This is a genomic window from Gemmatimonadaceae bacterium (genome assembly GCA_019637445.1).
Taxonomy (GTDB): Bacteria; Gemmatimonadota; Gemmatimonadetes; order Gemmatimonadales; family Gemmatimonadaceae; genus Pseudogemmatithrix.
In genome coordinates this window covers 662,051-675,062 of sequence record JAHBVS010000001.1, presented here as the reverse complement: position 1 = coordinate 675,062, position 13,012 = coordinate 662,051, and the positions used below count along the sequence as shown (strand labels likewise).

The window sequence follows — 13,012 nt, the reverse complement described above, 5'->3', positions numbered from 1 at the left end:
TCACGGCTGCGGCTCCATCGCCGCCTGCGCGATTGCGGCGCGCGTGGACTCGTCCACTTCGAGGCCCTGCTGCACACGCCACTTCTCCAGCGACCGCGTGAGCCTCGCCAGGTTCCGCGCGCGCGCCGCGTCCACCGCGTGCCCGAACACCACGCGGTCCACGTCCAGTGCGTACGCCACCAGGCCACCGCTCGTCCGCGCGAGGTGCAGGTTCTTGATGTTGAGGTCCTCGTGGTGCGCCCCGAGCGCCGAGAGCCGACGCAGCAGCGTGCCCACCGCGGCGATGGCGTCACGGCGGGCCGTCGAGTCCGCGCTACCCCAGAACGCAGGGAAGTCCGCGCCGTCCGGCAGCAGGCCCGTCGCCACGTCCGCGCGGCAGAAGCCGAGTCCGGCCGGATACAGCGCGTAGGCGACGACCGTCGGCGTGGGCACGCCACCCGCGAGCAGGCGCCGGCTCGCGTCGAGCTCCCAAGGCGCGCGCGACGGCCAGCGAAACAGGTCGCCGGTGGCGCGCGCCAACAGCCCACCGTGGCGCGCGTGGCGCACGACGACTGTCGTCGCGCTGCCCGGCAACGCGGCCGCCCACGCGGTCGCGCGGCCGCTGAAGGGGCGTGCGCCCGGCGTCGTGGCGGCCCAACAGTGCAAGGTGCGCGCCGTGGCAAACGCGGCGGTGATGCCGTCCACGGCATCCGTGCGGGCGACGACGGTCGCTCCGGCGAGCGAGAGCTGCGTGTACCCTGTGGGCGCGGCCGGGACCGCGGCGCTCACCGCTGCACGCGGAAGACGGGCAGCGCTTGGCTCTTGCCCTTCAGCTCCATTGGCGGCAACGGCTCCAGCGGCGGCGGCGCACTCAAGGCCGCGCGGAAATTCTCCGAGAGCAGGATCTCGCCCGCGCCGGCCTTTCCGCAGAGCCGGCTCGACACGTTCACCGGATCGCCGATCACCGTGTATTCCAAGCGGCGGTCGCTGCCGATGTTGCCGGCGAACACATCGCCGACATTGAGCCCGATGCCGATCTCCAGCGTCGGTCGGCCCTCGGACTTCCAGCGCGCATTCAGCCGCTCGAGCTCGATCATCATGTCCAGCGCGGCCGCCATCGCGCGGTCGCAGTCGTCGCTCTCGCCGATCGGTGCGCCCCACTGCGCCATCACCGAGTCGCCGATGAACTTGTCCAGCGTGCCGCCGTGTCGGAACACGCACTCCACCATCTCGGTGAAGTACTCCGTCAACAGCCGCGCCATCGTGTCCGGGTTCATCGTCTCGCTGAGCGCCGTGAACCCGCGGATGTCGCTGAACAGCACCGCCACCCGGCGCTTGTCGCCGCCGAGCTTCACCGCGTCCGGGCTCGACGCGATCCGCGCCGCCAGGTGCGGTGTGAAGAATCGCTCGAAGTTGCTGCGCGCCAGCGCCTCCACCCGGATGCGCTCGGCGAACTGCCCGTTCTCCAGCGCCACCGCGGCGATGCCGGCGAAGGCAATCAAGAAGTCGAGGTCCGACTCGCCGAACTGCTTGAGCGAGAAGTTGTCGACATACAGCACGCCCAGCGGCTTGTTCTCGCTGCCGATCAGCGGCACGCACATCGCCGAGCGGACCTTCTGCAGCACGATGGACTGGCCGGTGAAGCGCTGGTCGTCCCCGGCGTCGCCGGTGAGGATCGCGACCTTGTCCGCCACCGCCTGCGTCGCAATGGACTGCGGCACCTCGCCAGATGCCGACTCGCCGCGCCGGTCGCGCGAGATCTGCGGGTGCAGATGACCGTCGCGATCCATCAGCAGGATGGCGCAGCGGTCCGCTTCCAGCGTCTGGAACGCGTACTCGGCGATCTGCACCAGCAGGCCGTGCACGTCCTTCGCTTTCGTCAGGCCCTTCGCGACCTCGAGCAGGATGGCCAGCTTGCGCCGGTCCTTCTCCGCCGGGTCCACCTGGCCCGCCAGCTGCTTGTTGAGCTTGCCGCTGTCGCCGTCGAGCGCGCCCTGCTCGCCCGTCTTCGGGATCTGGCGGACAATCGTCGCGCCCGCAGGCTTGGGAGGCACGGCCGGTGTGGAGACCGGCGTGGCCGGCTTGGCCGCTTCGACTTTGTCGAGCTTGAAGGGCACCTTGCCGAAGGTGACCTCGGCGCCGGGCGCCACGTGCGACTTGTCGATCTTGACGCCGTTGACGAAGGTGCCGTTGCTCGAGCCGAGGTCGGTGATGTCGAGGCCGTTCTCGGTCGGCTTGAGCTCGGCGTGCTGGCGCGAGACCGTTGGGTCCACCACGGCGCACTCGTTGGTCACGGCGCGCCCCACGTGGAAGACGCCGCTGCCCTTGAGTTCGAATCGGAAGTCGTTGCCGATGCCCGTCAGACGGTAGTGCACGCCTGAAATATGCCCCTAAGCGACAGGGTGCGCGACCCGCCCGCGCACGCGGCCGATCGCCGTGAGCATCGCGCGGGCCTTGGATTCGGTTTCCTCCCACTCGCTCGCTGGGTCCGAGTCGGCGACGATGCCGGCGCCAGCCTGCACGTTCGCCTCGGCCCCCGCCAGCACACAGGTGCGGATGGTGATGGCGAGGTCCATCCGCGCGTCGCCCCAGCCGATGTGCCCCACGGCGCCTGCATAGGGCCCGCGGCGCTCCGGCTCGAGGCTGTCGATGATCTCCATCGCCCGCACCTTGGGGGCTCCCGTCATCGTCCCCGCGGGAAAGACGGCCTTGAACACCGCCAGCGCCGAACTGGCGTCGCGCAGCAGACCCTCGACCTCGCTGACGATGTGGAGCACGTGGGAGTAGCGCTCGACCACCATCAGCTCGCGCACGTTCACGCTGCCGTAGCGCGCCACGCGCCCGACGTCATTGCGGCCGAGGTCCACGAGCATGATGTGCTCGGCGCGTTCCTTCGGGTCGGCGAGCAGTTCCTCGCCGCGGGCGGCGTCCTCTTCGGGTGTGGCGCCGCGCGGCCGCGTGCCGGCAATCGGCCGTACGACCACGCGGCCGTCCGCCACACGCACCAGCAACTCGGGTGAGGAGCCCACGAGTTCCAGGTCCTCGAGCACCAGGTGGTACATGTACGGCGACGGGTTCAGCGCGCGGATCGCGCGGTAGAGCGCCGTGCCCTCGAAGTCGCGCGGCACGCTGATGCGACGCGCGAGCAGGCATTGGAAGACGTCGCCGGCGAGGATGTGCTCCTTGATGCGCCCGACGTCGGCGATGAATCGCTCGCGCGTGTAGGTCGAGCGTCCCTGAGCCGGGGCCGCGGCGAGTTCGAGGTCGAGCGGCGGCAGCGACGGGCCGCCGCGCAGCCGCGCGATGGTCGTGTCGATCTCGCGCTGGGCCTCGTCCCAGAGCGCGCGGTGGTCCACGGCGCCGTCGTGCGGAATCGGCACCGACGTCACCACGCGCGCCTGGGCGCGCAGGTTGTCCACGATGACCACGGTCCGCGTCAGCAGGTAGAGCGCATCGGGGCAGGGAATCGCCCGCGGCGGCGCGCTGGGCAGGCGCTCGATCTGCCGCACCACATCGTAGCCGAAGAACCCAACGGCGCCGCCCCAGAAGGGGCCGAGCTCGGGTTCCTCGACCGGCTGGTACCGGGTCAGCTTGCCGTGCAGATCCGCGAACGGGTCATCCACGGCGCGTGCGCCGTTCCAGCCGGCGCCTGGACTCCAGTCCTCGACCACCCCGTCCGTCAATCGCCACGCGGCGAGCGGCGCCGTGCCCATAAAGGTGTAGCGCGCCCAGGTCTCGCTCCCGGCGGGCGCCGACTCGAGCAGGAACGCGAACGGACCCTCGCGCAGACGGTGGAAGGCGCCGACCGCGGTGTCGGCGTCGAGCAGGCAATCGCGCCACACGGGCACCAAGCTGCCCGGCAGCGCGCGCGCGGCGAAGGTCTCGAAGTTGTTGCGGCCCTGTCCCGCCGCGATCTTGCCTGTATGCATCCGGTCCGCGCCACCCGCGCCTTGCTGATGTTCGCCCTGCTTGCCGGGCCGCTCCGGCTCGCGGCCCAGCAGCCGGAGTGGAACGACGCGCGCGCCCTGGAGCTGGTCCGCGCCGCGACGGCGCGCCGCGCCCTGCAGCTCGCCGACACCGGACTCCGCGACTACACCGCGCGCGCCACGGGCTACGTCACCTTCTTCGCCCAGTTCGGCAACGGCATCCTGCAGACGCCGGCGCTCGTGAAGAGCGATGAAATCGTCGTCGAAGTCTATTGGGGCGCGCCGGACCGCAGCAAGCAACGCATCGTCGGACGCCGCGACACACTGTTGCTGCCCACCGACATCAACTACCACCGCGACCATCTGGCCGTGGTGCAGAACAACTTTCCCGACATCATCCGCCTCGGTGACGGCGATGAGGTCCTGGACGTCGTCCACCCGCTGTCGCCGCGCGGCACAGAGGTCTACGACTTCCAGGTGGGCGACTCGCTGGCCATCCGCGGACAGGGCCTGTCGATCGACGTGATGATGCTGCGGCTGCGTCCGAAGGATGCCTCGCGGCCCGCCGCAGTCGGAGCCGTGTACGTGGACCGTGCGACTTCAAGCGTGGTGCGAATGACGCTCTCCTTCACGCGCGCCGCCCTGCGTGACCCGCAGCTCGAGGACGTCTCGGTGATCCTCGAGAACGGCCTTGTCGACGGCCGCTTCTGGCTGCCACGGCGCCAGGAGATCGAGATCCGCCGCTCTGCGTCGTGGATGGACTTCCCGGCCAAGGGCATCATCCGCGGCAAATGGGAAATCTGCTGTGTCGAGACCAACCGCAGCCTGCCGACGCAGACCTTCCTCGGCGCCGAGATCGTCGAGGCTGCCCCCGAGCGCGAGCTGCGCGCGTATCCCTTCGAGGGGCGTATCCTCGACCAGCTGCCGGAGGAACTGCGCGCGCTGGACGAGGCCGAGGTGCGTGCGGTGCAGGAGGAGGCCAGGGCGCTGGTGCAGGCGACGGCGCTGGCACGCGCCCGTAGCGGGAACCTCGCGGCCCGCGGCATCAGCGACTTCGTCCGTGCAGACCGCGTCGAGGGTCTGGCGTTGGGCGCAGGTGTCTCCAAGCGCGTCGGGTCTGGACTCGAGCTGCGCGCGATGGGCCGGTACGGCACCGCGGACTCGCGGTGGAAGGGACGTGGCGCCCTGTCGTGGGCCTCGCCGCGCGGGCTCGAGCTGACGGTGGAAGGGCACGACGACTGGCGCCAAGTCGGCGAGACGCCCGAAGTGAGCGGACTGCGCAACTCGATTGCCGCGCAGGAGTTTGGCTCGGATTGGACCAATCCCATTTCCTCTCGAGGCGGCGAACTGACACTGGCGCGCCGCTCGCCTCGTGTCGGACGTCTCTCGTTTGGACTGGCGGTCACGGCGGAATCACCGCTCACGGTGCACGCGAGCGGTGCCTGGCGCGGAGTGGCGCCGACGCTGCCGGCCGAGCGCGTCGATCGACAGGCCGCGACGCTCGGCTGGGAGCGCGCGTGGCTCAGCGGCGAAGGCCGGGCGCGCACGCGCGCTGATGGACGGCTGACGGCTGGCACGGCGAAGCCCACGGCGGGTGGGGGGGAGCAGCGCTTCGCGCGAATGGCCGTCTCACTGGAGACGGAGCGTGCGTTGCCGCTTGGACGCTTGGTGCTGCGCAGCTTGGCGGCGGGCGTCAGCGCCGGCGACATCCCCCTGCAGGAGCAGGTCTTCCTGGGCGGGCCGATCTCCGGTCCCGGCTACGATTTCCACTCGCTGGTGGGCGGCGTGGGCGTCAGCCAGCGCGTGGAATGGCAGGTGTCGGTCCCATTCGTGCCAATCTCGCTGGGTCGTTTCGGCCGCGTGCCGGCATCGCTACGTCTCGCGCCGTTCGCGCATGCGGTGTGGCTCGACCGCGGGCTGGCTGGCCGCCGAGGCAGCTACCCGGCGCTCGGCCTCGCGGCCATCGGGTTCTTCGACCTCGTCCGGGTGGACGTCGCCCGCGGTCTGCGCGACGGACGCTGGACCTTCTCGCTGGACGTCAGTCGCGAGCTCTGGCCGGTCCTCTGACGGCGGGGAGGCCGCACTCGTGACGCGCATCACGAGCCCGCGGCCGGAATAGCCGGGCGCATGGGCAATGGAGAGGTGACGACCGCTCCCCCGGAGCCGTCTATCTTCTGGCCACTCTCGGCCGCTCGCGTAGATTAGCTATAGATACGCACGTTCTCACGAGTTCCGCCCCAACCACGGAATGACCAGCAGCGCAAAACCCGCCCGCGACGAGTGGTTGATCGCCACGCTCGAGGGCCTCCTCGATGCGTCCCAAGTGTCGGCCCTCCGGGAGAAGCCACCGGAGAGCCTCTGGGAGGATGTTGTCCGCCGAGGGTGGGTGACCGAGGAGGCGCTGGTGCAGGCGGTGGCCGCGCGCTTCCGGATGCGCGTCGCCGACGTCGGCTCGGTGTCGCAGTCGGCCCGCGAACAGGTGCCGGAAACGCTCGCACGACGATACCGCATCCTGCCGCTGTCGATCTCGGATTCCGTGCTGGATATCGCCACGGCCAATCCGCTGGACCTCGACTGCGAGCGCACGCTGGCCTTCGCCCTCGGCCGCACCGTGCGCATGAGCATCGCCGCGCCGCGCAAGATCAGCGAGCGCCTCGACGAGGTCTACCGTCCCGAGAACCTCTTTGAGAAGCTGCTCGAGCGCGTCGAGGGCACCTACGACGTCGAGACGGTGGACGAGAGCGCCGAAGACGACGACATCAACCTCAGCGCGGCGCGTGCGGGTGAGCGTCCCGTCATCCAGCTGGTGGACCGCATCGTGGCCGAGGGCATCCAGAGCCGGGCCTCGGACATCCACCTCGAGCCGGAGGAAGGCGGCATCGTGGTGCGGTACCGCATCGACGGCGTGCTCCGCGAGGCGATGAAGCTGCCGAAGGCCGCGGGCATCCCGCTGGTCTCCCGCGTGAAGATCATGGCCTCGCTGGACATCGCCGACCGCCTGCGCCCGCAGGACGGCCGCGCGCGCGTCGCCGTGAGTGGGAACCGCGTGGACCTGCGCGTCTCGACGCTGCCGGCCTCGCAGGGCGAGAAGGTCGTCATCCGCGTGCTCGACCAGCGCAGCACGATCCTCTCGCTGGACTCGCTGGGCCTGCTACCGGATGAATTGAACCGCATCCACGAGCTGCTGCAGGCGCGCGAAGGCATTGTCCTCGTCACCGGCCCCACGGGCTCCGGCAAGACGACGACGCTGTACTCGATGCTGCGCTCGGTGCAGGGCCGCGGCGTCAACATCGTGACCGTCGAGGACCCCGTAGAGTACCGGCTGCAGGGCATCGTGCAGGTGCAGGTGAACGAGAAGGCGGGCCTCACGTTCCCCGCCGCGCTGCGCTCGATCCTGCGCCAGGACCCGGACGTCATCCTCGTCGGTGAGATCCGCGACAAGGAGACGGCGAACATCGCCGTCCAGGCCTCGCTGACCGGCCACTTGGTGCTCTCCACGCTGCACACCAACGACGCGGCCAGTTCGGTGACGCGATTGGTGGACATCGGCATCGAGAGCTACAAGATCGCCGCCGCGCTCAAGGGTGTCGTCGCCCAGCGCCTGATGCGCCGCCTCTGCCTGCAGTGCCGCGAGCTCGCGGTGGGCCAGGTCCCCGACCGATTGCAGCGCTACTTCCCGGAGCAGGGCACGCTGTACCGCGCCGTGGGCTGCCCGGAGTGCGCACAGACGGGCTATCGCGGGCGCTTGGCCATCGAAGAAGTCCTGCAGGTGACCGAGGAAGTCGAGCGTCGCATCGCCGGCAATGAGAGCGTGGACCGCATCAACGACGCCGCCAAGGACGGCGGGATGCGCTCCCTCTGGGACTCAGCCGTGCAGCACGTGCGGCAGGGCGAGACGACGATCGAGGAGCTGCTGCGCGTCCTCGAGGCCCCGGGCGAGAGTGGCACGCGCTCCGGTGCCTCACCACGCGTGACGACGCAGGAAGTCGAGGTGCGCAAGCCGACGTCGTCTACACCCCCGCGTCCTTCCGCGATGACGGCGCCGGTGCTCGACGACGAGGACTCACCCTCGGCGCCGGCCCCGGGCACCCCGAAGCGCCGCGCTGGCACGCGACACTCTGCGCCCGCGACCTTCACCGGCGATTCGTTCGAACTCGTCGGCGAGGAGCACGAGAAGAAGCCGGCCGCCAAGCGCGTGCTCCTGGTTGAGGACGAGGACTCGCTGCGCCGCGTGATGAAAGACCTGTTGGAGCGCGAAGGATTCGTCGTGCACGAAGCGGCCGACGGCGTCATCGCGCTCGATGAGGTCGATCGGCTTGCGCCCGACCTCGTGGTGCTGGACCTCAACCTGCCGCGCCTCGACGGCTACGGGGTGCTCAGCCACCTGCGCGCGCGGCCGGCCACCCAGAAGCTGCCGGTCATCGTGCTCACGGCGAAGGGAGATGAGGACAGCGAGGTGCGCGTCTTCGAATACGGCGCCAGCGACTACCTCACCAAGCCCTTCCGCGCCCGCGCCCTCTCGGCGCGCATCCACTCGCTGATCGGCCGCAAGGCGTCCAGCTGACGGTGGGCCCAGTCCCCGTCGAGGTTCGGGTCGTGGACGTGATCGTCTTCCGTCCCGTGCTCAAGGGTTGGCAGGTACTGGTCCTGCGCCGCCGCGCCGAGACGCGTTGCCCGGGCAGTTGGGAGATGGTCCACGGCAAGGTGGAGGATGGTGAGACGCTCGAGGCCGCCGCGCTTCGCGAACTGGCCGAGGAGACGGGCCTGGTTCCGACGCAGCTCCTGAGCGTGACGATGCACCCGTTCTACCTGCTTCCGAAGCAGACCGTGCAGCTGGCGGCGGTCTTCGCCGCCGTGGTGTCACCGGACGCCCCCGTCCGCCGCGCCGACGAGCACGACAAGCACGTGTGGCTCACGGTCTCCCAGGCCCGCCGCCGCTTCACCTGGCCGCACGAGCGGCGGCATCTCGACGATGCGTATGTGCTGCTGCGGACGCCTCTTGTGCATGACGTCCTGTCCGTGCGCTTGGACGGGATCTGATTGCCACAGAGGCACAGAGACACAGAGGGTTTCGCGACTTGACCGCAGCGTCGGCGCGCCGGCCTCAGCACTTCTGGATGTGAACAGCGCGCGGTGCCGTCGGCATCGCGCGCTGTTCACAAGAAAAGAACCCTCAGAGCTTGCACTGAAGCCTAGACACCGCCCCGCCCCCCTCTGTGTCTCTGTGCCTCTGTGGCAAAGCAGTTCCCCGCCACGCCGATCCCAAACGCCTACGAACTCGACCGCTCCGAACTGGTGCGGAGCCGGTCCGAGCGATCATCCGACGGCGCCCCAGGCTTCACGCGCACCGACTTTGCCGGGATCCCCACATTCACGTGGAAGGGCCGCACGTCCTTCGTGGCCACCGCGACTGCGCCGACCATGCCGTTCTCGCCCACGTGCACACCGGCGAGCACCGTCGCGTGGTAGGTGATGCGCACGCCGTCGCTGAGCACGGTCGTTGCGTTCGTCACGTCCACCTGCTCGACGATCGAATGCGTGTGTGAGTAGATGTTCGCGTAGTCGGAGATCGAGACCTTGTTGCCGAGCTTGATACCGCCGCGGTCGTCGAGCAGCACATGGCGATGCACCACCACGTCGTCCCCGACCTCCATGTTGTAGCCGAACGAGAACTCCACGTGCTGGAAGCACTTGAAGTTCCTCCCGACCTTCTTGAAGATGTGCGGCGCCAGCAGCCGCCGGAGCTTCACGCCGAGCTGCACGGCCTGCCCGCCGATCGGCAGCCGGTCGAACGAGTACCAAAGCCAGAGCAGCGGCTTCACGCGCTGGAAGCGCGCCTGGTCGCAGTCGCCGTAGTACTCGGGCTCCAGCGTGACATTCCGCGGGTCCATCGCCGCCACCGCCAGCCGCGTCCCCAGCGGCAGCAACTCGTCGGCAACCACCGCGTCGAAGCGTCCCACGTACTCGGGATACGCCAACTCCAGCAGCGTGTCCCGGCAGAGCAGGGCGCGGTCCGTGCTGGAATCCGCCAGCGCAGTTTCGAGTCGCGCGAGCCACTGGTCCTCCAGCGGCTCCGTTGGACGGGTCGGCAATGGTGCGAGCGGGATCTTCGGCATTTCTCAGGCTCGGTCTTCTGGAAGGAAACATCAACGGCTTGCCACAGAGGCACAGAGACACAGAGGGGGTCGCCACCGGCCGACACATCGAGCGCCAACCCCAACAAGAAGAAAAAGGGGGAACGACAGCCCGAGAGCAAGCTGTCGTTCCCCCAAGTAGTTCTGATTCGAACCGCGCTCGACACCGAAGTTCGCGCACGGAGCCCTCTGTGTCTCTGTGCCTCTGTGGCAATTCACACGGATCCCAGCCCAGACACGCAGCCCAGCCCCCGGCGCACTCAGCCTTCAGCCACCGGCCCCGACACCAGGGACACAACAGCGGCTGCAAGCTCATCCCGCCCAGCTCCAGTTACTGACGAGAACGCAATCACCTGCTCCGGATCCAACGCCAACCCGCGCGCCAGCTCCTTGATCCGCCCCGCCACCGCGCCCTTCGACAACTTGTCCACCTTCGTCACGCAGACCAGTGTCGGCAGCTCCAGCTCGGCCAGCAGGTCCAACATCTGCCGGTCATCGTCGGAAGGGTCGCGGCGCACATCCAGAAGCTGCACGATGCCCCGCAGCTGCGGCGCGTGGCGCAGGTAGCCCTCGATCAACGGCCGCCACTCCGCCTGGCGCTCCTTCGAGATCTTCGCGTAGCCGTAGCCCGGCAGGTCCACCAGCGTGAAGAGGTCGTTCACGCCGAAGAAATGGATCTCGCGTGTGCGGCCCGGCGTCTTGGACACGCGGGCCAGCGCCTTCCGACGCACCAGCGCGTTGATCAGCGAGCTCTTGCCCACGTTCGAGCGGCCACCGAAGGCCACCTCGGGCAGCGACGTGTCCGGGCGCCAGCCGCCAGCGGCGGCCATCGGGCCCAGGTAGTCGATCTTCCGAATCGGGAGCGGGTCGGGCGCGGCGCCCGATCCTGCGGTCCCGCTCACGCTTCCTTCTTCTGGCGCTGGGCGGTGATTTCCAGCAGCGGCGGCTGCTGCTGCGTGACCGTCGCCTCCGTCACGCGCACCTCGAGCACGTCATCGCGCGAGGGCAGGTCGAACATCGTCTCCAGCAGCAGCTCCTCGACGATCGCCCGCAGGCCACGGGCGCCCGTGCCGCGCTGGATCGCTTTCCGCGCGATCGCCTTGAGCGCCGCATCGTCGAAGGTCAGCTGCACGTCCTCGAGCTCGAAGAGCTTCTTGTACTGCTTCGTGAGCGCGTTCTTCGGCTCCTTGAGGATCGTCACCAACGCGTCCTCGTCCAGCCCCTGCAGCGGCACCGTCACCGGCAGACGGCCCACCAACTCGGGAATCAGGCCGAAGCGGAGCAGGTCCTCCGGCTCCACCTCGCCAAAGACGTTCGTCGCCGAAGCCTCGACCTTGTTCTTCGGGCCGTCGCCGCCGAAGCCGATCTGCCGCTTGCCCAGCCGCGCCTCGATGATCTTCTCGAGGCCGTCGAAGGCACCACCGCAGATGAACAGGATGTCCTTCGTGTTGATCTGGATGTACTCCTGCTGCGGGTGCTTGCGGCCGCCCTGCGGCGGCACGCTGGCCACCGTGCCCTCGAGAATCTTGAGCAGGGCCTGCTGCACACCTTCACCGGAGACGTCACGCGTGATGCTCGGGTTCTCCGACTTCCGCGCGATCTTGTCGATCTCGTCGATGTACACGATGCCGCGCTCGCACTCCGCGACATTGAAGTCGCCGGCCTGCAGCAGCCGCACCAGGATGTTCTCGACGTCCTCGCCTACGTAACCAGCTTCGGTGAGCGTCGTGGCGTCGGCGATCGTGAACGGCACGTCGAGGATGCGTGCCAGCGTCTGCGCCAGCAGCGTCTTGCCCACGCCCGTGGGGCCGAGGAGCAGGATGTTCGACTTGTCGAGCTCGACCTCGCCCTCGCGCTTGGCGCCCGAGTTGATGCGCTTGTAGTGGTTGTAGACCGCCACCGACAGCGCCTTCTTCGCGGCTTCCTGCCCGATCACGTACTGGTCCAGCACACCCTTGATCTCCTGCGGGGCAGGGACCTGGGTGTGCGTCTCCGCTACCTCGCGCTCTTCATCCTCCGCCAGGATCTCGTTGCAGAGGGCGATGCACTCGTTGCAGATGTACACGGACGGCCCGGAAATGAACTTCCGGACGGCGTCCTTGGACTTGCCGCAGAACGAGCAACGCAGGTGTCGGTCTTGGGACATCGCGTAAGGGACTGGAGAGCGGGTCTGCGGATACCGAAACGGGCACCCGTCCGGCGGCCGGTTGGCCGACGGGCCTAGGTTCGACGCCCGACCTCCGGATGAGTAACGCCGGGGCTCGGGGGGGTCAAGAAAAGGGTCGGGGCGTTCGTGAAATCCTTCACAAACGCCCCGGAATCACGTCACTTCGTGGCGGTCAGTTGGGCCGCCGCCTCGGCCTCGAGGCGGCTCACGATGACCTGGTCGATCAGACCGTACTGCTTGGCCTCCTCGGCGCTCATGAAGCGGTCACGGTCCACGTCGCGCTCCACCTGCTCAAGCGGACGGCCTGTGTGCTTGGCCATCAGCTCGTTCATCTTCTGGCGCAGGTAGATGATCTCACGCGCCTGGATCTCGATGTCGGCCGCCGTACCCTGCGCGCCGCCCGAGGGCTGGTGGATCATGATGCGCGAGTTCGGCAGCGCCGAACGCTTGCCTGTGGCACCGGCCGCCAGCAGGAAGGCGCCCATCGAGGCCGCCAGGCCCATGCAAATCGTGTTCACCGGCGACTTCAGGAACTGCATCGTGTCGTAGATCGCCAGGCCCGCCGAAACGCTGCCGCCCGGCGAGTTGATGTACAGGTGGATGTCGCGCCCCGGGTTGTCCGCCTCGAGGAACAGCAACTGGGCGATGATCATGTTCGCCACGTCGTCGTTCACCGGCGTCCCGAGGAAGATGATCCGGTCCATCAGCAGGCGGCTGTACACATCGTAGCTGCGCTCGCCGCGGCTGGACCGCTCGATCACATACGGATTCGGGATGATGGGCATCGGGTCCTACTCCTCCTGGGG

At 68.8% G+C, this 13,012-nt stretch carries 10 protein-coding genes; 3 read left to right on the top strand and 7 right to left on the bottom strand.

The features are described from left to right. Genes KF709_03185 through KF709_03175 form a run of 3 tightly spaced genes read right to left on the bottom strand, consistent with a single transcriptional unit; the run spans window position 1 to window position 3,908 of the window. Window positions 1-768: a hypothetical protein gene (locus tag KF709_03185; protein MBX3173384.1), complete on the bottom strand. Its 768-nt coding sequence runs from the start codon at window positions 766-768 to the stop codon at window positions 1-3. Then, window positions 765-2,354 (bottom strand): FHA domain-containing protein, encoded by a 1,590-nt coding sequence (locus KF709_03180; GenBank protein MBX3173383.1) that lies wholly within the window; start codon window positions 2,352-2,354, stop codon window positions 765-767. Before KF709_03180 ends, KF709_03185 begins: the two co-directional genes overlap by 4 nt. 15 nt (window positions 2,355-2,369) lie before the next feature. Then, entirely contained in the window at window positions 2,370-3,908 is a 1,539-nt protein-coding gene (locus KF709_03175; protein MBX3173382.1) for a chorismate-binding protein, read from the bottom strand. Between KF709_03175 and KF709_03170 the strand changes: the two genes are divergently transcribed. The 3 genes from KF709_03170 (at window position 3,903) to KF709_03160 (ending at window position 8,945) form a co-directional block, all read left to right on the top strand. Further along, entirely contained in the window at window positions 3,903-5,972 is a 2,070-nt protein-coding gene (locus KF709_03170; protein ID MBX3173381.1) for a hypothetical protein, read from the top strand. The genes KF709_03175 and KF709_03170 overlap by 6 nt on opposite strands. 181 nt (window positions 5,973-6,153) lie before the next feature. Continuing rightward, complete coding sequence (gene tadA / locus KF709_03165; GenBank protein MBX3173380.1) at window positions 6,154-8,469, top strand: Flp pilus assembly complex ATPase component TadA; 2,316 nt, start codon at window positions 6,154-6,156, stop codon at window positions 8,467-8,469. A gap of 2 nt (window positions 8,470-8,471) precedes the next feature. Further along, window positions 8,472-8,945: an NUDIX domain-containing protein gene (locus tag KF709_03160; protein MBX3173379.1), complete on the top strand. Its 474-nt coding sequence runs from the start codon at window positions 8,472-8,474 to the stop codon at window positions 8,943-8,945. A gap of 230 nt (window positions 8,946-9,175) precedes the next feature. Here the strand turns inward: KF709_03160 and KF709_03155 are convergent, their stop codons facing one another. The 4 genes from KF709_03155 to clpP form a co-directional block, all read right to left on the bottom strand. Then, window positions 9,176-10,021 (bottom strand): acyltransferase, encoded by an 846-nt coding sequence (locus KF709_03155; GenBank protein MBX3173378.1) that lies wholly within the window; start codon window positions 10,019-10,021, stop codon window positions 9,176-9,178. A gap of 278 nt (window positions 10,022-10,299) precedes the next feature. Further along, complete coding sequence (yihA, locus tag KF709_03150; protein ID MBX3173377.1) at window positions 10,300-10,941, bottom strand: ribosome biogenesis GTP-binding protein YihA/YsxC; 642 nt, start codon at window positions 10,939-10,941, stop codon at window positions 10,300-10,302. Then, window positions 10,938-12,185, bottom strand: coding sequence for an ATP-dependent Clp protease ATP-binding subunit ClpX (gene clpX / locus KF709_03145; GenBank protein ID MBX3173376.1), 1,248 nt, complete (start codon window positions 12,183-12,185; stop codon window positions 10,938-10,940). Before clpX ends, yihA begins: the two co-directional genes overlap by 4 nt. 179 nt (window positions 12,186-12,364) lie before the next feature. Then, window positions 12,365-12,991, bottom strand: a complete 627-nt coding sequence (clpP, locus tag KF709_03140; protein MBX3173375.1) for an ATP-dependent Clp endopeptidase proteolytic subunit ClpP — start codon at window positions 12,989-12,991, stop codon at window positions 12,365-12,367. Window positions 12,992-13,012 lie beyond the last annotated feature (21 nt).